The 18,339-nt window shown below is 64.0% G+C and carries 14 protein-coding genes and 1 pseudogene; 4 read left to right on the forward strand and 11 right to left on the reverse strand.

Annotation, left to right across the window (positions count from 1 at the left end; genetic code table 11):
• Positions 1–8: 8 nt before the first annotated feature.
• The 5 genes and pseudogenes from aroB to pilM form a co-directional block, all read right to left on the reverse strand.
• Positions 9–1,085, reverse strand: coding sequence for a 3-dehydroquinate synthase (gene aroB / locus OYT13_RS22985; RefSeq protein WP_017235766.1), 1,077 nt, complete (start codon positions 1,083–1,085; stop codon positions 9–11).
• A 233-nt stretch (positions 1,086–1,318) separates the two neighbouring features.
• Positions 1,319–1,837 (reverse strand): annotated as a pseudogene (locus OYT13_RS22990) (shikimate kinase); the annotation flags it as partial.
• Positions 1,743–4,352 (reverse strand): type IV pilus secretin PilQ, encoded by a 2,610-nt coding sequence (gene pilQ, locus OYT13_RS22995; protein ID WP_268566990.1) that lies wholly within the window; start codon positions 4,350–4,352, stop codon positions 1,743–1,745. The pseudogene OYT13_RS22990 and the gene pilQ, both read right to left, overlap by 95 nt.
• Positions 4,342–5,013, reverse strand: coding sequence for a PilN domain-containing protein (locus tag OYT13_RS23000; RefSeq protein WP_268566991.1), 672 nt, complete (start codon positions 5,011–5,013; stop codon positions 4,342–4,344). The genes pilQ and OYT13_RS23000 overlap by 11 nt, the downstream gene beginning before the upstream one ends.
• Positions 5,004–6,053, reverse strand: a complete 1,050-nt coding sequence (gene pilM, locus OYT13_RS23005; protein ID WP_268566992.1) for a pilus assembly protein PilM — start codon at positions 6,051–6,053, stop codon at positions 5,004–5,006. The genes OYT13_RS23000 and pilM overlap by 10 nt, the downstream gene beginning before the upstream one ends.
• 244 nt (positions 6,054–6,297) lie before the next feature.
• On the opposite strand from pilM, the gene OYT13_RS23010 reads away from it, so the two are divergent.
• Entirely contained in the window at positions 6,298–8,739 is a 2,442-nt protein-coding gene (locus tag OYT13_RS23010) for a penicillin-binding protein 1A (RefSeq protein WP_261939635.1), read from the forward strand.
• 94 nt (positions 8,740–8,833) lie between these two features.
• On the opposite strand, the gene cyaY is transcribed toward OYT13_RS23010, so the two are convergent.
• Positions 8,834–9,154, reverse strand: coding sequence for an iron donor protein CyaY (gene cyaY / locus OYT13_RS23015; protein WP_017235772.1), 321 nt, complete (start codon positions 9,152–9,154; stop codon positions 8,834–8,836).
• Between the two features lie 57 nt (positions 9,155–9,211).
• Here cyaY and lptM point away from each other — a divergent pair, with 57 nt between their 5' ends.
• Positions 9,212–9,439 carry an LPS translocon maturation chaperone LptM gene (lptM, locus tag OYT13_RS25320; RefSeq protein WP_085982717.1) on the forward strand — a complete coding sequence of 76 codons (228 nt, stop codon included), beginning with the start codon at positions 9,212–9,214 and terminating at the stop codon, positions 9,437–9,439.
• An 88-nt stretch (positions 9,440–9,527) separates the two neighbouring features.
• The gene (gene lysA, locus OYT13_RS23020; RefSeq protein WP_017235773.1) at positions 9,528–10,796 is read left to right on the forward strand and encodes a diaminopimelate decarboxylase; all 1,269 of its coding nucleotides are present in this window, start codon (positions 9,528–9,530) and stop codon (positions 10,794–10,796) included.
• On the opposite strand, the gene msrQ is transcribed toward lysA, so the two are convergent.
• The 5 genes from msrQ to OYT13_RS23045 all read right to left on the reverse strand — a co-directional run bounded on the left by msrQ (position 10,724) and on the right by OYT13_RS23045 (position 16,909).
• The gene (msrQ, locus tag OYT13_RS23025) at positions 10,724–11,524 is read right to left on the reverse strand and encodes a protein-methionine-sulfoxide reductase heme-binding subunit MsrQ (RefSeq protein ID WP_017235774.1); all 801 of its coding nucleotides are present in this window, start codon (positions 11,522–11,524) and stop codon (positions 10,724–10,726) included. The genes lysA and msrQ overlap by 73 nt on opposite strands.
• A 27-nt stretch (positions 11,525–11,551) precedes the next feature.
• On the reverse strand, positions 11,552–12,550 hold the full coding sequence (gene msrP, locus OYT13_RS23030) for a protein-methionine-sulfoxide reductase catalytic subunit MsrP (protein WP_261939633.1): 999 nt from the start codon (positions 12,548–12,550) through the stop codon (positions 11,552–11,554).
• A gap of 204 nt (positions 12,551–12,754) precedes the next feature.
• On the reverse strand, positions 12,755–13,939 hold the full coding sequence (ccsB, locus tag OYT13_RS23035) for a c-type cytochrome biogenesis protein CcsB (protein ID WP_017235776.1): 1,185 nt from the start codon (positions 13,937–13,939) through the stop codon (positions 12,755–12,757).
• An 11-nt stretch (positions 13,940–13,950) separates the two neighbouring features.
• Positions 13,951–16,086, reverse strand: coding sequence for a cytochrome c biogenesis protein ResB (locus OYT13_RS23040; protein ID WP_083902419.1), 2,136 nt, complete (start codon positions 16,084–16,086; stop codon positions 13,951–13,953).
• Between the two features lie 166 nt (positions 16,087–16,252).
• Positions 16,253–16,909, reverse strand: a complete 657-nt coding sequence (locus tag OYT13_RS23045) for a c-type cytochrome (protein ID WP_026132329.1) — start codon at positions 16,907–16,909, stop codon at positions 16,253–16,255.
• A gap of 298 nt (positions 16,910–17,207) precedes the next feature.
• Here OYT13_RS23045 and yihA point away from each other — a divergent pair, with 298 nt between their 5' ends.
• Positions 17,208–17,876, forward strand: coding sequence for a ribosome biogenesis GTP-binding protein YihA/YsxC (yihA, locus tag OYT13_RS23050; protein WP_017235779.1), 669 nt, complete (start codon positions 17,208–17,210; stop codon positions 17,874–17,876).
• The last annotated feature ends 463 nt before the right edge of the window (positions 17,877–18,339 follow it).

Here is an 18,339-nt window from a genome sequence, read left to right on the forward strand (position 1 = left end):
CTCCTTTACTAGATGTTGGCGCGCAACGTCGCGCGAAGCTCGGCCTCGGGAACGCCCGTCATGAACGCCTGCCCCAGCCGGTTGAGTAGTACGAAGCGGATGTCCCCGCCTTCCGCCTTCTTGTCGACGCGCATCAGATCGATGTAGCGATCCTCACCCAGATCCGGCCCCGTGACCGGCAGCTTGGCCGCCACGATCAGCGCCTTGATTCGCGGGACAAACGCCGCGTCGATAAAGCCCAGACGCGCCGACAGATCGGACGCCATGACCATGCCGCACCCGACCGCCTCGCCATGCAGCCATTCGCCATACCCGAGGCCCGCTTCAATGGCATGGCCGAACGTATGACCGAAGTTCAGCGTGGCACGCAGGCCCTGTTCGCGTTCGTCGCTGGCGACGACCTGCGCCTTGATCTCGCACGAGCGCTGCACGGCGTAGGTCAGTGCCGCCGTATCGCGGGCATTCAACGCTTCGATATTCGCCTCGATCCAGTCAAAGTACTGTTCATCGGCGATCGCGCCATGCTTGATCACTTCCGCCAGACCGGCGGCCAGCTCACGATCCGGCAACGTGGACAACGTGCCGATGTCGGCCAGCACGGCGCTCGGCTGCCAGAACGCTCCGATCATATTCTTGCCGAGTGGGTGGTTGATCCCCGTCTTGCCACCGACCGACGAATCCACTTGTGCAAGCAGTGTCGTTGGCACCTGCACGAACGGGACACCGCGCATGTAGCAGGCGGCGGCAAACCCGGTCATGTCGCCGACGACTCCGCCGCCCAGCGCGATCAATGTCGCCTTGCGGTCCGCCTGAGCGCCAAGCAGTTCGTCGAAAATCAGGTTGAGCGTTTGCCAGTTCTTGTGCGCCTCGCCGTCGGGCAGCACAGCGGTGACCACACGCTTTCCGAGCCGTTGCAGCGTTGCCGCGACGCGCTCGGCGTAAAGCGGGGCGACGGTCGTGTTCGTCACGATCACGGCGTGCGTGCCGCGCACGTGCGGCGCGAACAAGGCCTCCTGCGTGAGCAGATCGGTGCCGATGTGGATCGGATAGGCGCGCTCGCCCAGATCGAGTTTGAGGGTCTTCATGCCGCTTGTTGTCATGGTCAGCGATATCGGCGATATCAGCGAGGAAAGGTGTCGGGCGCAGGCGATACGGACGTTGTCTGCGATGCATCATCGCGCTCGGCCTGCGCCAGCTTCGCGTCGCCCCCGGCCGCCCGAGCGGCTTCACCGTCACCGTGCGCACCGTCCGGCTCGTCGCCATGCACGCCGTCATGCCGATCGTCAGGCGAATCGGATGGCAGGCCGGCGCTGCTGGGAACGATTCCCGCGACCTCCAGTTGCATCAACACCATGTTGACGAGCGCATTCACGCTCGGCCGACCCGTTTCGATGACGAAGGTCGCGCACTCGCGATATAGCGCGTCGCGCTCTTTGAACAACTGCTCGAGACGCGCGCGTGGATCGGCCGTTTGCAGCAACGGGCGGTTCTTGTCACGACGTGTGCGCAGCCAGAGGTCATGCGGATTGGCGCGCAAATAGACCACCGTGCCGCGCGACTTGATGTGTTCGCGATTTTCCGCGCGCAGCACCGCGCCCCCGCCGGTGGCGAGTACGATTCCGCTGCGTTGGGTGAGTTCGTCGATGGTCTGGGCTTCGCGCTGACGGAAGCCGTCCTCGCCTTCGTGCTCGAAGATGATCGGAATGCGCACACCCGTGCGCGCTTCAATCTCATGATCGGAGTCATAGAACTGCCGCCCAAGACGTCGCGCCACTGCGCGCCCAACCGTGGTCTTGCCCGCCCCCATCAGTCCGACAAGTATTACGTTTTCCAGCATAAATCGCTGATATTTGGGTTCCAGCCCCCGATGATACCGGGATATGCGTCGGGCGTGCGGAACGCGTCAACTCGGAGCGCACTCCGGTGAGCCGAGGATGACCGGAAGGCAGGTCGTTTTTCGAGGGCTTGGGCGAGGCGCCCGAGGAGGCCGCATTATCCTCGGCCTCGCCGCCCTTCCGACCCTCGGGCACCACACTGGGCGTCAGAAACACCAGCAGCTCCGTACGGCGGTCTTCGTTGGCGCGGTTGCGAAACAGCGCGCCCAGCAACGGCACATCGCTCAACCACGGCACGCCGGCTCGACTGTCGCGCCGTTCTTCCTGGTAGATCCCGCCGATGGCCACCGTCCCTCCGTCCTCGACCTGCACCTGCGTCTTGACATGTCGGGTATCCACGGCGAATCCCTGTGCCACCGCCTGCCCGACACTGTCCTTGCGCACGTCGACATCCAGAATCACCTGACCGTCCGGGGTAATGAGCGGCGTCACTTCGAGCCTCAACGTGGCCTTTCGGAATTGAATCGACGTTGCATTGCGGCGGCCACTTTGCGTCTGGTAAGGCAGCTCCGTGCCCTGTTCAATGAGTGCCTGAACCTTGTCCGCCGTGACCACGCGAGGCCGGGAGACGACACGACCTCGCCCGCTTGTCTCCAATGCCGAGAGTTCCAGTTGCAGCAAGCGCGTGGCGGAGCGGCCAAAAAGCGTGATCGCCAAGCTCGGCGGCACCACGCCGGCCAGCGCCGCCGCGGGCAAGCCAATGTCGAGCGCACTGCCCGATGGCGTTCCCCCTCCGCTATTCGTGCCCCCGACACCCCGCGCCCCCTCCGCGGCCGGCCGCTCGCCGCGCTTCTGCTGGCCTTCGCCGCGACCGTGGTGTCCCGTGAGCCGGACACCGAGCGACTCGCTGAAGCGGTCGTCGGCCTCGACAATGCGGGCCTCAATCAGCACTTGACGGACCGGAACGTCGATTCGTGCGATGAATTTAGCCAGCGCATCGAGCTTTTCCGGCAAATCGGTCACGAACAATTGGTTCGTGCGCGGATCGGCAATCAGGCTGCCTCGCACGGACAACAATCGTTGCCCCTTGCGGTCCTTTTCGCCCATGATGATCTCCCGCAGCGCCAATGCACGCGGATAGTTCAGCGTGAAGCGACGGCTGGCCAGCGGCAGCAACGCCTCGCGCTTCGCGGCCGCTTCGAGTTGCGTCTGCTCGTCAGCCAGCAGGTCGGCACGCGGGGCAATCCAGTCGACGCCGTTCAACGATTGAACGCCGAGACCGGCACTCCGGACCATGACGTCAAACGCCACAGCCGCCGAGACGCGCTGCACTTCCATGTCGAGACGCCCGACGACGCGCTCGCCAATCACCACGCTGCGCCCGGTCAGACGGGCGAACGCCCGTAACGCATCGGCGGCCTCCACGCCATGGAGCGTCACGTCGACGCTCAACGCGTCGGAGTCTTCCGCCGCCGGCCCCTGTCGCGGTGGACCTTCGCTCCAGGTCGCCGCCAATTCGGCAGCCGACGTCCGGTGAAGCACGACCCGCCGCGATCCCGCACGCATCGATCCGACAGGCGTGCCGTCGTCGACCGACGACTGCGGGCCGGACGCCGCCATCGTCACGGCGTCCTGAGCTGAGCGGCGCGTCAGTGGCGTACGAAACACGTCGATCGTGTCCGCCGGCATCTGCCAAGGCGGGGCTGGCGGCGGTAACGCCGGCAAGGAACGCCCGGCAGGCATGCCGGGAAGGTCTGCGGGACGTCGCCAGGCGTAGGCGGCCACCATGGCCGTGACCCCCGCCTCGGCCTCCGCCACTACCGTCGCACCGGAAGTTCCCAACGCCGGCCCCTGAAGCGACAGGCGCTCGATCGATAGATGCCGAGGCATCCGGTCGACCTCGGCGAGCCAATCGAGCAGATTCGCGACGCGCCCCCCGACACGCATTTCGGCACGCTCGATTTCGAGGTCCCCGCTCGACGCGGCGGGCCCCGGCCGCGCTGCCTCCAGCGTCAGGCCCGAACGTGCAGCAAGGCGCTCGAGATCGGCACGCCACGCCGAGCGCGTGTCGTCAGCGAGGTCCGGTAGCGAGGATGCCGCCGAGTGCCGTGCCGACGCGCCCGCGCCTTCGCTCGCCTCGGCTGCCGCTTCCCCCACCCTCTGTGCAGCGAGCGGAAGCCGGCGATGCCAAGCCATCGTCTCGGCCTCGGCATCACGCAGCGTTGCCATCAATGCGGGTAAGCGACGCGCGGCGTCGTTCGCCCGATCCCACCTCTGCTGCTCGGCGCCAAGATCCTTCTGCAAAGTTGCCCTTACGGGCAGGCCGACCAGCCACCAGACCGACCACGCCATCAGCAGCCCCAACAGCCAGGCAAGGATGACCAGTCCCCAGCGCACCAGCGGCGCCCACTCGGCCGGCGAGACTGACGTCCACGCCGTCCATCGCGCACGCCAGCGGTCTGCTGCATCACGAAAAATGTCGCGGACATCATCCGGCGGAGGGCGTTCACCGTACATCGGGCACCTCCTCACTCGGCAGCCCATCGACCTCCGCGGTGACCGAAAGCGCAACGGGCCTCGGTGCACGCTTGAGTTCGATACGCAATGTGAAGCGGCGAAGGGTCGGCACAGAGGCCTGAGTCGCTCCGCCGGCCCACTGACGCCTGACGGCCTCCGGGACCACGCTCGATTCGACTTCCGCGACTTTGCGCACCCATGGCAGCGTCCGCAATCGCTTCTGCGTTTCGCGCACGCGTGATTGCGTCGTTGCATAGCCCTCGACGCGCGCTTGATCCTCGCCGATTTTTACGGATGTCAATCGCACGCCGTCGGCGCACGCGCGCATGATGTCGAGCAATCGGTTTGCGACGGGCTGCCGACGCTCGATCAACGCCGCGGCCGCCCGGCGATGGGCATCCATGGCCGCCAACTCACGCCCGGCCGTCTCGAACGCAGCGATCTGCCCGCCGAGTTTCTCGCTCGCCGCACGTAGCGCCGTCACTTGCGCCTGCGTTTGCTGGCGCAGGGAGATGTCGCGAGCCATCGGCGCGAGCGACGCGAGCCCACCACACGCGGCCACGCACCCCCATATTCGCCATTGCCGCGCAAACTCGCGCTGCCGGCGCTGGGCGAGCGTGGGGAGGAAATCGAGTGGAGGAAATTGCACCTTCATTCGCATGTCACGCCCCTCATCGACATGGCACGCAACGCCAGTCCGCATGGCACGGCAAGCGCAGTCCGCTGCGCGAAAGTCTGGCGTCGTGGCCCGGACGGACGCGACGATTCGAATCGTCTCAGCGGATCGAATGGCCGCACAGGGATACCGCAGGCCGCGCCGAGCGCGTCGCAGATCGCCACGAGTTCCCCAAGACTCGCGCCTTGCGTCGCGATATGCATGACGCCTACGGCGACGGGCAGCTTGCCCGACAACTCGCGCACCACGCTTGCCAACGCGTCTGGATGGCCGCCGATACCGTCGAAACGTTCTCTGACGTCGGCCACGCAGGTGTGTCCATCGAAGACCGATAGATCGAGGTGATGCGCGTCGATTTGCAGCAACCCCATCGGTGCCCGCGGCGACGCCTGCGCGATGGCTTCGCCACCGACCGGCCATGCCCATCGGAAGGCCCGTCGCCCGGCCTCGTGCGCCGCATCGGTCGCATGCACCCGAAGTCCCGACATTTCGAGCACCGCGACGCGGCTATCGACCAGTTCCGCCTCACAGGCGTACAAACGCAGCCGATAGTTGCCCGGGTCGGCCCACGTCACGCCCACGCGATGGCGCAAGGCGGGATCGCCGTCACCGGGCAGCAGCAAGGCGGCACGGCGCTCGCACCACGCTCGCAACGCACGCGGCGGCAAATCCTCCGGACACTCGATGACCTGCGTTTTCAGTCCGTGGGCGGGCAGTGCCAGTACGAGGGTGTCGTCGCGCAGATCCTGCGCATGGGTGCCGAGTCGCTCCAACAGCTCCTCCAGCCGACGCGCGGCGGCCTCCGGTTTGACGATCGATGCGCCGCGCAATATGTCGTCCTCGAGCACGGCAGTCCCGCAGGCGTCCAGACGCAACTGCGCGGGTCCGGCCACCCGGGTCAGGCGAACGAAATGCATGCCGCCAGCGTCGAAATGAATACCGCAACCGCCGCCCCCGGCACGCGGCAACGCCGCCGCCAGTTGGCTGCCCATGTGGCGCACACCGCGCAGAACTGCTTCGATCATGACATCCTCCCGTCTCTCACCCAGTCGATGTCATCGATGCTATCCAGCGCGACGCAGCAGCCCAATCGGACCAGTCCGAATCCTCACGGCCGCCGGGCCAACGCGACGCGGTTTAGGAATCCGCGCCGGTCCTTTCTCGTCCGACTCCTATACCCCATAGGCCAGAACTCCGATTTCGGGGGGCTGCGGCGAGAGGCGTCGAGTCGTTCGTTATAATCGGTTCACTGATTTTTCCGGTTCCCCCATGGCAAGCACACCCCAAACCGAGACACCCCGCGACAAGCGCCCACCCACGCCGCGCCGCTCTCTCTGGCTGCGCATTACGCTGTGGTTCGCTGGCCTGTTCGCCGCGATGGTCGTGTGTGGCGCGCTGCTCGCGGGGTACATCCTGGTGGTGATGACGCCGCAATTGCCGTCGCTCGACACGATCGTGGACTACCGGCCGAAGATTCCGCTGCGCATCTACACCGCCGACGACATCCAGATCGGCGAGTTCGGTGAAGAGCGCCGTAATCTGGTGCGCTTCTCCGATATTCCCGACGTGATGAAGAAGGCCGTCCTCGCCATCGAGGACGACCGCTTCTATCAGCACGGCGGGGTCGACTTCATCGGCATCTTCCGCGCGGGCATCGCCAACTTCGCGCGTGGTGGATCCGCGCAAGGCGCCAGCACGATCACGATGCAAGTCGCGCGCAACTTCTTCCTCTCAAGCGAGAAGACCTACACGCGCAAGATCTATGAAGCGCTTCTCGCCTACAAGATCGAGTCGCGCCTCACGAAGGATCAGATTCTCGAGCTGTATATGAATCAGATCTATCTCGGCGAACGCGCCTATGGGTTCGCCAGCGCTGCGCGGGTTTATTTCGGCAAGGATCTGAAGGACATCACGCTCGCCGAGGCCGCCATGCTCGCCGGCCTGCCCAAGGCCCCTTCGGCCTATAACCCGATCGTCAATTACAAGCGCGCCCGCATCCGCCAGGAGTACATCCTCAAGCGAATGTACGACCTTGGGTACGTCTCGAAGTCCGAATACGACCAGGCCATCGCGCAGGAACTGGTGGTACGCGGGCTGGGCAGCGAGTTCAGCGTTCATGCCGGGTACGTGGCCGAAATGGTTCGCCAACTGCTCTACGCGCAGTTCAAGGACGAGATCTACACGCGCGGCTTGAACGTCTACACAACGATCAATTCGGCCGATCAGGAAGCTGCCTACGAAGCGCTGCGCGCCGGCGTCATGGCCTACGAGTTACGTCATGGCTATCGCGGGCCCGAAGCCAATATCGACCTTCCAAACGACCAGGACGAGCGCGAACAACTGATCGACGACACGCTGGTCGAGCATCCGGACAGCGGCGATATGGTCGCCGCCGTCGTGCTCTCGTCATCGCCGCAGCAGGTCAAAGCCGTGCTCCTGAACGGTGACGACGTGACCGTGACCGGCGAGGGCCTGCGCTTTGCGGCGGCGGGATTGAGCGCGAAGGCCCAGCCGAAGCAGAAGATTCGCCCGGGCTCGGTGATCCGTGTGACCCAGGATGCGAAGCACAACTGGCGGATTGTGCAGATGCCGGACATCGAAGCGGCATTCGTGTCGCTCGACCCGCAGAACGGCGCGATTCGCTCGCTCGTCGGCGGCTTCGACTTCAGCCGAAACAAGTTCAACCACGTCACGCAGGCCTGGCGTCAGCCGGGCTCCAGCTTCAAGCCGTTCATTTACTCGGCGGCGCTCGAAAAGGGCTTCGCACCGGCAACGATCATCAACGACGCACCGTTGTACTTCTCGGCGGCGCAGACAGGCGGGCAGCCGTGGGAGCCGAAGAACTACGGCGGCGGCTTCGATGGGCCGATGCCGATGCGCGTCGCGCTGATGCGCTCGCGCAACCTCGTGTCGATTCGTATCCTGCAGAGCATTACCCCGGGCTACGCACAAAAATTCATTGGACGCTTCGGCTTCGAGGCGGACAAGCACCCTGCCTATCTGCCGATGGCGCTGGGCGCGGGGATGGTCACACCACTGCAAATGGCGAGCGCCTACGCCGTGTTTGCCAATGGCGGCTTCCGCGTAAATCCGTTCATTGTGGCGCGCATCACCGATTCGAAGGGCAATGTGATCATGGAGGAAAAGCCGTCCACTGCGGGCGACGAATCGATCCGGGCCATTTCGGCGCGCAACGCGTTCATTATGGATTCGATGTTGCACGACGTTGCTACGCGCGGCACGGCCGCCAAGACCAATGTGCTCAAACGCAGTGATCTGGCAGGCAAGACGGGAACGACAAACGACTCGCACGACGCCTGGTTTGCCGGCTTTCAGTCGCAGTTGGTTGGCGTTGCCTGGATCGGCTTCGACCAGCCACGCAATCTGGGGGACCGCGAAACCGGGGGCGGTCTGGCGCTGCCGATCTGGATCGACTACATGGCCAAAGCCTTGCGTGGCGTGCCGGAATCGACGCGTGCGGTACCACCGGGGATCATTCAGGCGAATGGCGATTACTACTTTGACGACTATCCGCCGGGACGCGCGGTGAGTACCGTCGGCCTGAGCGCCGATACCGTGCCGGACGGCTCGGCGGGTTTGGGGCCGTCGGCGGGACCGCTGCCCGGTCATATGCCCGCCCAGCCGAGTCCCGCGCCGGTGGACCGTCAGGAGCGTCAGCGTATCCTGGACATGTTCAACAACAAGCCCTGAAGGGTGAATGGGCGGCGGCGCGGCAATCTCCCGGACCGCCCAGTCCGCACGGCGGCGTCGATTTCGGTGCGCCCGCCGCGCTGCAGTTTCGCTGTCATTCGGCCTGCAACGTTACCGTTTCGCCCGCCTGTTGTGACGCGAAGCGCGACAGGGCCTCAAACAGTTCGGTACCGTCGCGCGTATCGCGCCATTCGTCGCCCTTGAGACGGTAGTGGTAGCCGCCCGAACGCGCGGCCACCCAGATTTCGCTCATCGGCGTTTGCAGGTTGACGATGATCTTGCTGCCGTCTTCGAATTCGAGCGTCAGGACGTTGCCCGTTCGTTCGCAGTCGATATCCACGTCGCTGTCCTCGACAGTCGCCTCGACCTGCGCCAACACAGCTTCGGCCAGCGCCAGGAATTCACTTTCCGTCATGCTAAACTCCACGGTTTGCGTCATCGTTTGCATGCCGCACCACGCGGCGATACCCCCATGACTGCACCTATTCGAACCTGCGCGATTGTAGCGTCGATTGCCCTGTTGAGCGTATTGGCCGGTTGCGGTCAGGCCGGGCCACTGTACATTCCCGCCCGCCCGGTGAAACCGACGCCGCCGCCGGGGGCCCCGCTGCCCCCGCCACCGCTCGTGCCCGAACCACAGCGAGGCCCGTCGGTGGACGTACCGCCGGCCGCGTCGCTTCCGGCGGCGAAGCCGGAATAAGCCACGACCATCCGGAACAAGCCGAATTCAGCCGGCCGGAAGCCATCCGCCTGCGCGGCGTGCCCTAGTTGATTACCGAGTTTTCGCGATGTCCGACGCCATCTTTTCCTACCGCAACGACGTACTCCATGCCGAGGGCGTTGCACTGCCGGCCCTCGCCGAGCGTTTCGGCACGCCGCTGTATGTCTATTCGAAGGCGGCCCTGACAAGCGCCTATCAGGCTTATGCCAAGGCCTGCGAAGGCCGCAATGCCGCCGTGCACTACGCGGCCAAGGCGAACTCGAACCTCGCCGTGCTGGGCGTGTTCGCCAAGCTCGGTGCGGGTTTCGACATCGTGTCCGCCGGTGAACTCGCTCGCGTGATCGCGGCGGGCGGCGATCCGAAGCGCGCCGTGTTCTCGGGCGTCGGCAAGCACGCCGACGAAATGCGCTACGCATTGGAAAAGAACGTTTTCTGCTTCAACGTCGAATCGCGTCCCGAACTGGACAGACTCAATGATGTGGCCGGGCAAGCGGGCAAGCGCGCTCGCGTTTCGCTGCGCGTGAACCCGAACGTCGACGCCAAGACGCATCCGTACATTTCCACCGGCCTGCGCGGCAACAAGTTCGGCGTAGCCTACGAAGAAGCCTTCGACGCCTATCGCGCTGCCGCCGCCATGCCGAACCTCGAAGTCGTCGGCATCGACTGCCATATCGGCTCGCAGATCACGGAAATCTCGCCGTATCTCGACGCCACCGACAAGGTGCTCGATCTGGTCGAAAAGCTCGAAGCGGCAGGCATCTCGCTGCACCACATCGACGTGGGCGGCGGCCTGGGCATCACTTATACGGACGAAACGCCCCCCGATATCACCGCGTTCGCCACCACGCTGCTCGATCACATCGCCCAGCGCGGCCACGGGCACCGTCAAGTGCTGTTCGAGCCTGGTCGCTCGCTCGTCGGCAATGCCGGCGTCCTGCTCACGCGCGTGGAGTTCCTCAAGCATGGTGAGACGAAGAACTTCGCCATCGTCGATGCGGCGATGAACGATCTGGCGCGTCCTGCGATGTATGAGGCCTATCACGGCATCGATCCGGTCGAGCGACGTGCCGTCGACGCGGTGATTTACGACGTCGTGGGCCCCGTGTGCGAAAGCGGCGACTGGCTGGGTCGAGACCGCGCCTTGGCGATTGCGCCCGGCGATCTACTCGCCATTCGCTCGGCAGGCGCCTACGGCTTCACGATGAGTTCCAACTACAATACGCGCCCGCGCGCCGCCGAAGTCATGGTCGACGGCAACGAAGCCTACCTCGTTCGCGAACGTGAAACGGTCGAGTCGCTCTTCGCGGGCGAACGACTGCTGCCCGACCACGCCTGAGTCCGCCGTCTGCGAAGCGCCCACCACACACGGGCGCCGAGCAGGCTCGCGACCACGGTCGCGTAGACCGCCGGCTGGGCCAGATCGTTCTTGCCCGCTTTCATCCACCAGTAGTGCAGGATCGCCAGCACGGCAATCGCATAGATCAAGCGATGCAACCGCTGCCAGCGCCGCCCGCCCATGCGCCGAACCACCGCGTGCGGCGACGTCAGCGCCAACGCCACCATCAGCACGAATGCCGCGAACCCCACGGTGATGAAGGGTCGCTTGCCCGACACGTCGCGCAGGATGCTCGACCAATCGAACCACTGATCCAGCCAGACATACGTGGCGAAATGCAGCGCGCCGTAGAAGCACGCGAACAGTCCAAGCATGCGACGTAACCTCAGCAGCCAAACCATGCCCGACAAGCGTCGCATCGGCGTGATCGCGAGCGTGGCGCAAAGCATGACCAGCGTCCAGGTGCCGGTCGAACGAGTGATGAACTCGACCGGATTGGCGCCCAACCGATCCGTCATGCCATACGCAATCAGTCGCAGCCCCGGCGACAGCGCGAACAGGAACACGACCGCTTTCACCCAGGGCAGCCATAGTTGCCGGTCTTGCACCGAATGATTAGCCGCGCGCGCATCGGCACCGGCTGACGGCAAACCGCTACCGGGGGTGGGCGCCGCCGCCTCGACGGTGGCGCCAGAACCCTCGCCCGGATGACGTGGCGTGATGGACATATCGGCAAATCGACGCGGCGCGTCCGTTCAAAAGAATTTTCGCAGATCCATGCCCTGGTACAGGCTGGCCACCTGATCGCCGTAACCATTGAACATCAGCGTCTTGCGCTTGGGCGTGAAAATACCGCCGTCGCCAATGCGACGCTCGGTCGCCTGACTCCAGCGCGGATGATCGACGTTGGGATTCACGTTCGAGTAGAAGCCATACTCGTCCGGCGCCGCGCGATTCCAACTCGTCAGTGGCATTTTCTCGACGAAACGAATCGCGACGATCGATTTGGCGCTCTTGAACCCGTACTTCCATGGCACCACCATGCGCACCGGCGCGCCATTCTGGTTTGGCAGCACCTCACCGTACAATCCGAAAGTCAGCAGTGACAGCGGATGCATCGCTTCGTCCATCCGCAGTCCCTCCACATACGGCCAACTCAGCACCGGATACGACAGCCCTGGCATCTGCTTCGGATCGGCAAGCGTCACAAATTCCACATACCTCGCGTTGCCCGTCGGCTGCACTCGGCGGATGAGTTCGGACAGCGAGTAGCCGACCCAGGGGATCACCATCGACCACCCCTCAACGCAGCGATGGCGATAGACACGCTCCTCGAGCGGCGCGAGCTTGAGCAGCGCATCGATGTCGAAGACCTTCGGCTGCCGGACCTCGCCCTCGATCGCGACCTGCCACGGGTGCGGCTTGAGCGTGCTGGCGCGGCGCGACGGATCGGACTTGTCGGTGCCGAACTCGTAGAAGTTGTTGTAGGTGGTGACGTCGTTGATATCGGTCGTCTTGTCGGTGATGACGTAACGCGCGTTGCGCGCAGCCGTCAGTTTCGCCAGTCCGACGCCAGGACTGTCAGCCGCGAAGGCCGACTGCTGCGGCAGCACGCCGAGGGCAGCGCCGCCCAACCCCGTCAACCCGGCACCCGACGCGCGCAGAAAGCGCCGGCGCGCGGTCACCACCTCGCGAGGCGTGATGTCGCTCGCCGGAATATCCGCCCCGCGCAGCCGCGACTGATCTTGACTCATGATGCCCCCTCCTGCCTGGCCTTTCCGGCACCGTTGCCGATTCCGCAAATTTGCGGAATCACCTGTCCATGTCAACGTTGAGACTGGCACCGAGACAGCGTCGTTCCCTCCCTCCCGGTGCGAAAAATCATACGACATGACAAAAAAAGCCGCCGGCACCCGCGTGCGGCGGCTTTCGAGTCGCGCCCGAGGCGACGACGCCCGTCAGAGTTGACCGTAGCTGTGCAGCCCCGAGAGGAACATGTTCACGCCGAGGAATGCGAACGTCGTGATCAGCAGGCCCGTCAACGACCACCAGGCCGCCACCACACCCCGCAATCCCTTCATCAGCCGCATGTGCAGCCACGCCGCGTAGTTCAGCCACACGATCAGCGCCCAGGTCTCCTTCGGATCCCAGCTCCAGTAACCGCCCCATGCGTCGGCCGCCCACAGCGCGCCGAGAATCGTCGCGATCGTGAAGAACGCGAAACCGACGGCGATCGCCTTGTACATCAGGTCATCGAGCAGTTCGAGCGACGGCAGGCGCGACGAGAAGAATCCGCTGTCGAGCGGCTTGCCGGCCAGGGCCAGACGCTTGTTTTCGCTCGACTTGAGCAGATACGCCACCGAGACCATCGCCGCAAGCGAGAACGTGCCGTAACCGATGAAATTCGCGGGCACGTGGATCTTCATCCACCAGCTCTGCAACGCCGGCACCAGCGGCTGGATCTCATAGGCACTACGCGCCACGCTGTACCAGAGATTGAAACCGACCGCCGCGCTGATCACGAGCAGCACGAACGGCCCGAGCGCGCGCGTCTCGTAGTGATGTTCGTAGTAAAGGTAGAACAGCGCCGTGATCATGCAGAAGAGCACGAACACTTCGTACAGGTTCGAAATCGGGATATGGCCGACGTCGGCGCCCACGAGATACGATTCGTACCAACGCACCATCATGCCGGTGAAGCCAAGCAGCACGGCGGCCCAGCACAGCGTCGAGCCGACGCTCGCACCGAACGGCGAGCGTGCGATCAAGCCTCCCCAGTAGAAGGTCGTCGCCAGGAAGAACAACGCACTCATCCACAGGATGGCCGACTGACTCGAAAGGAAATACTTGAGCAGGAAGGCCTGATCGGCGCGCGCCAGATCGTGGTGATACAACCCGATGCCCGAAAGGGCGAGAATCGCGATTCCGGCCATCAGCCACCGCACGGACCGCCAATGCCAGCCCAACAGCGCAAAAGCCGGCACGCAGAGCACCAGAATCGTGTGCTCGTAGTAATCCATGTAATGGCCGTAGCGATTCAGAGCAAAGCCCGCCCCGATCGCCAGCGCCAGCGCGAACAGCCAGTCGCCAACGCTGCGGCGGCGCAGCCACGAGACTTCCGAATAGTTTTGCGATAACTCCATCTGTCTCACCCTTATCGTTTTGTGACGATCTCGTCGATCTCCGCCTTCGTACGGGCGAATTCCTTTTCGAAATCCAGTGTGCGGCGCGTGGTCGACACCGCCATCAATACCGAACTGCCGCCATCCGGCGTGTCTTTCAGCCACAGCCACAGACGCCGCTCGCGCACGTAAAACATTGAGAAGATGCCGAGTACCAGCAGCAAGCTGCCAAGATACACGATCTTCTTACCCGGCGAGCGCGTGAGCTGGAAGACGCTCGCCTGAATCTGATCGAACGAATCGAGCTGCAGGAAAACCGGGGCGTCGTACAGAAAATTGTCGGACAGTGCATTGGTTGCCGTATGCACGAAGCGCTCGTTCTCGGGCGTGGGCGTCATGGCCGGCTGCCCGGCCTGTTCTCGCGCGACCTGCCACAGTTGCCAGACGGTACCGTCGAGAATACGACGGAACATGTCGGCCGCGCTCGATTGCTGATCCTGAGGAACCTTCTCGTTGACGAACTCCGCAATCGCCTGCAGGCCGCCCTTCGTCTGGCTGGTTTTGCTTGCTGGAATGGCGCCGGCAAACAGATCCAGCTCGCGTTTGGCGCTTTCCTGCAATTGCGCTCGCAATGCCGCCGACGTTTGCGACGGCAGTGATTGAGCAGCAAACCGCCGGGCGGCTTCGGCCCGCGCCCCATCGTCCTGAAGCGCGGCGCGCAGCAGCATCCACTGCTTGACGGAGCCGTCAGCGTCCGCCGGGATGCGCAGATACTGGAACGGGCCGTCTGGCGTGTCGCGTACACCGGTCATGAAGACCCGCTCGCCATCGTCCACCAGAATCGGCAGCATATAGTTGCGGTACTCCTTCGCCTGCCCGCTGCGGTCGCGCACCTTGTACTGTACCGACGGCCCGACGTTGCGCAGATCCTTGCCCACGTCGGGGCGAGCCCCCGAGCCCAGTCGCGCGTTCAGATCGTCGCGCAATGTTTTGCGCGCCACGCCGCGCACGTCGCGCTCGCCGGCGCCATTGCTGATGTTCTCGACGTTGATCGCGCGGAAATCGCTGAACTCGACGGTGTATTCATCCTGGCCCGCGACGCCGCTGCGCAGTTGCGTCGAGCCGCCCACGTTCCCCGAAAATGCGAACGTCCGGTCGGACACGCCGTGCATGGGATACCCGGTCAACTTCAGCTTGCTGCCACCGTCCTCAAAGCTCGACTGGTAGATCGCGACGCCCTTGTAGATGAACGGCTCGTTGACCTTCACTGTCGCGTTCATCGACTTGCCGGTCTCCGGGTCGGTGACCACGATATCGCTCGCGAACAACTTGGGCATGCCGGTCGAGTAGTAATCGACGTGAAATTTCTTCAGTTCGACAGAGAATGGCAGGTCCTGCACGACCGAGCCGTCCTGGAAATTCAGAATCGCCGTGTTCGATTTGCCGCCCTCCGGCACGAACGCGTAGCCGCGAAACGCCGGGTTGTTCGGCGAGAGACGGTGTGTCTCGGGAATCTGGGCAATTACAGCGTTGCCCTGCAGCGGCGACTTGCCGAACAGCACCATCTGGAGACGAATGAGCAGATCGCTGTCGACCAGCCCGCCCAGGCAAATGATCACGATCGCACTGTGCGCGAAGATGTAGCCGACTTTGTTGATCGCGCCGGTCTTGGCCGCAACAAGCGTCGCGCCATCGCGCTCGCGCACGACGAAACGATAACTACGACGTCCGAGATAGCCCGTGAGACGCGACACGAGTTCGGTGCGCGACGCCGGGCCGGTGTATTCGGCCTTATGGCCGAAGGCACGCAGACTGCCCTCGCGCACGTGATCTCGCCAGCTCCGGATGTCCGCGATCATCTTCGGCGCATTGCGCACGATACACAGCGTCGTCGACGCCATGAGGAAGAAAAGGATCAGCAGGAACCACCACGCGCTGTACACGGTGTACAGACCGAGCGAGCGGAAGATACCGGCCCAGAACGGACCGAACTGATTGACGTAGTTGGGGTACGGGTCGCCCTGCTTGAGCACGGTGCCAACGATGCTGGCAATCGCAAGCACGCTCAGCAGGCTGATGGCGAAACGCATCGAGCTGACCAGCTCGACGCCGTCGCGCACCCATCGCTGCGCGCCCTTGATCTGCATTCCGGAGGTACTGAGGCTCATCCTGTTTCCGACAACAAAAAAGGCGGGGACGCGTGTCTTACGCGCCCGCCACCCTGTGTATGCTAAACCAGTTCGACCCGATCGCCCTGCGGCGCCGCGGCTGGTTTCGCTATAAGTCAGCGAATATACCCCGACGTTCACATGATGTCAGGGCGGGGCCTGCCGATCAGCGCAAACCGGCGATGTAATCCGCGACTGCCTTGATTTCCTTGTCCGACAACCGCGACGCGACCGTATGCATCGGCGCGTTGTTTTTGCGAACCTCGTCGCGGAACGCCACCAACTGGGCGGCGGTGTATTCCGCCCACTGGCCTGACAGTCGAGGGTATTGCGACGGCATGCCGGCGCCTGTTGGGCCGTGGCATGAGGCGCAGGCGGGAACGCCCTTTTCGGCCAGCCCGCCGCGGTAGATCTTCTGGCCCAGCGGCACGGTGTCCTTGTCGCGCGCGGCACCCGGTTTCATGGTCTGCGAGGCGAAATAAGCGGAGACATTGCGCATGTCCTGATCGGACAGTGCGGCGACCATGCCGGCCATGATGGCGTTATTACGCACCGGCGTTTTGCCGGGCTGGGCCTTGAATTCGGTGAGTTGCTTGTAGAGATATTCGGCGTGCTGACCGGCGAGCTTCGGATACGCGCCGCCGGCGCTGTTGCCGTCTGCTGCATGGCAGGCGGCACAAACCTGACTGGCAATGGCCTGTCCCCGGTTCAGGTCGGGTTTGGCGGGCGCCTGCGCCTCGGCGGCTTGTCCAGCACCGCTCAGAAGAAAGCACGCCAGTGCCAACGGTGTTGCAGCGAGAGACTTCCACACTCCTCGGTTCATTCGCACACCTTATATCTGTTTTGTCGGGAAATCGGTCGTTCGAACTCACCGTCCGGCGCCGCGTTTCTCCTCCAACCTCACGGCGCGCGAGACGTTCGGACAAGCCTTGGCCAGGCCAAGGTTAACTTTCATATTGTACAATAAAGTCTTTCCCCGACTTTAGGGGATTTCCATGTAGAAGGCCGCAGAACGGGGCTTCCCGAGCCATCGCCGGGGGGCATCAGACCCACCGTCTTGCGTGCCCTGCGTCCGCGTTGCAGCCCGACTCCCGTGGCTGTGGCGCTCCTCGGTCTCCGTCATGTCCCTACTTCATCAAGCCCGCTTCTTCACGACCGTCAATCATCTGCGCGACCTGCCGCCCACGGCCGTGCCCGAGGTCGCCTTCGCGGGCCGCTCGAACGCGGGCAAGTCCAGCGCGCTCAACATCCTGTGCAACCAGAAGCGGCTGGCCTTCTCGAGCAAGACGCCAGGCCGTACGCAGCACATCAACTACTTCGAGATCGCGCACCTCGAGCATCTGTACGGCTATCTCGTCGATTTGCCCGGCTATGGCTACGCCGAGGTCGGCGGTGGCGTGAAGGTGCACTGGCAGCAACTCCTCGGAGACTACCTGGTGCAGCGTCCGCAATTGCGCGGCCTCGTCTTAGTGATGGACTCGCGCCGGCCGTTCACGGAACTCGATTGCGAGCTGATCGACTGGTTCATGCCGACCGGGCGCGCCATCCATGTCCTGCTGACCAAGGCAGACAAGCTGACGCGTCAGGAAGCGACGGTCGTGCTGCGTGACACGCAAAAGCGACTGGCCGCGCTACCGCGTACGGATGGCCTGCCGTCCGACGATCCGGCAACGCCGCCGCAGTTCACGGCGCAACTGTTCTCGTCGCTCAAGCGCACCGGCGTCGACGCTGCGCAGCGCGTGCTCGAAGACTGGCTCGCCATTCCGCCGCGCGACGCCGCCAAGAAGTAAGTTGGCATCAAGCGGCGGGGGAAACGGGAAGCCAGCGCGACAGATTGTCGCGGCGAGCCGCGTGGCTGCCGATGGATTGGGCGTGATAGAGATGCGCGCAACGGACAGCGCAACGTGCCCTAGGCCGAACGGATGAGTTTCCTCGAATTCGTTGGAAAGCAGGGCTGTCGGGGGATCCGACAAGACGATTCGCGCGCCCATAAAAAAACCGCCGTGTAGGCACGGCGGGTTTAAATGAGCCTTATCGTAGAACGACAGGCGCCCGCTCAGGGAGGAGAAGCGGGGGACGTCACACGCAGTGCGAACATCCGGTTGGTATGATATACCATGCGTTCGAAAGTTTCCCGCCGAGCGCCCTTTTTTGCGCGCCTTCCCGCGAATGGGATCGTTGCAGCAACGGCGACGACTGGCCGTTTTAGGGCGGTCCGCGCGACCGATTTCACCGGAATCTTCGACACGCCAA

Source organism: Pandoraea sp. XJJ-1, assembly GCF_026802345.1.
GTDB classification, from domain to species: domain Bacteria; phylum Pseudomonadota; class Gammaproteobacteria; order Burkholderiales; family Burkholderiaceae; genus Pandoraea; species Pandoraea cepalis.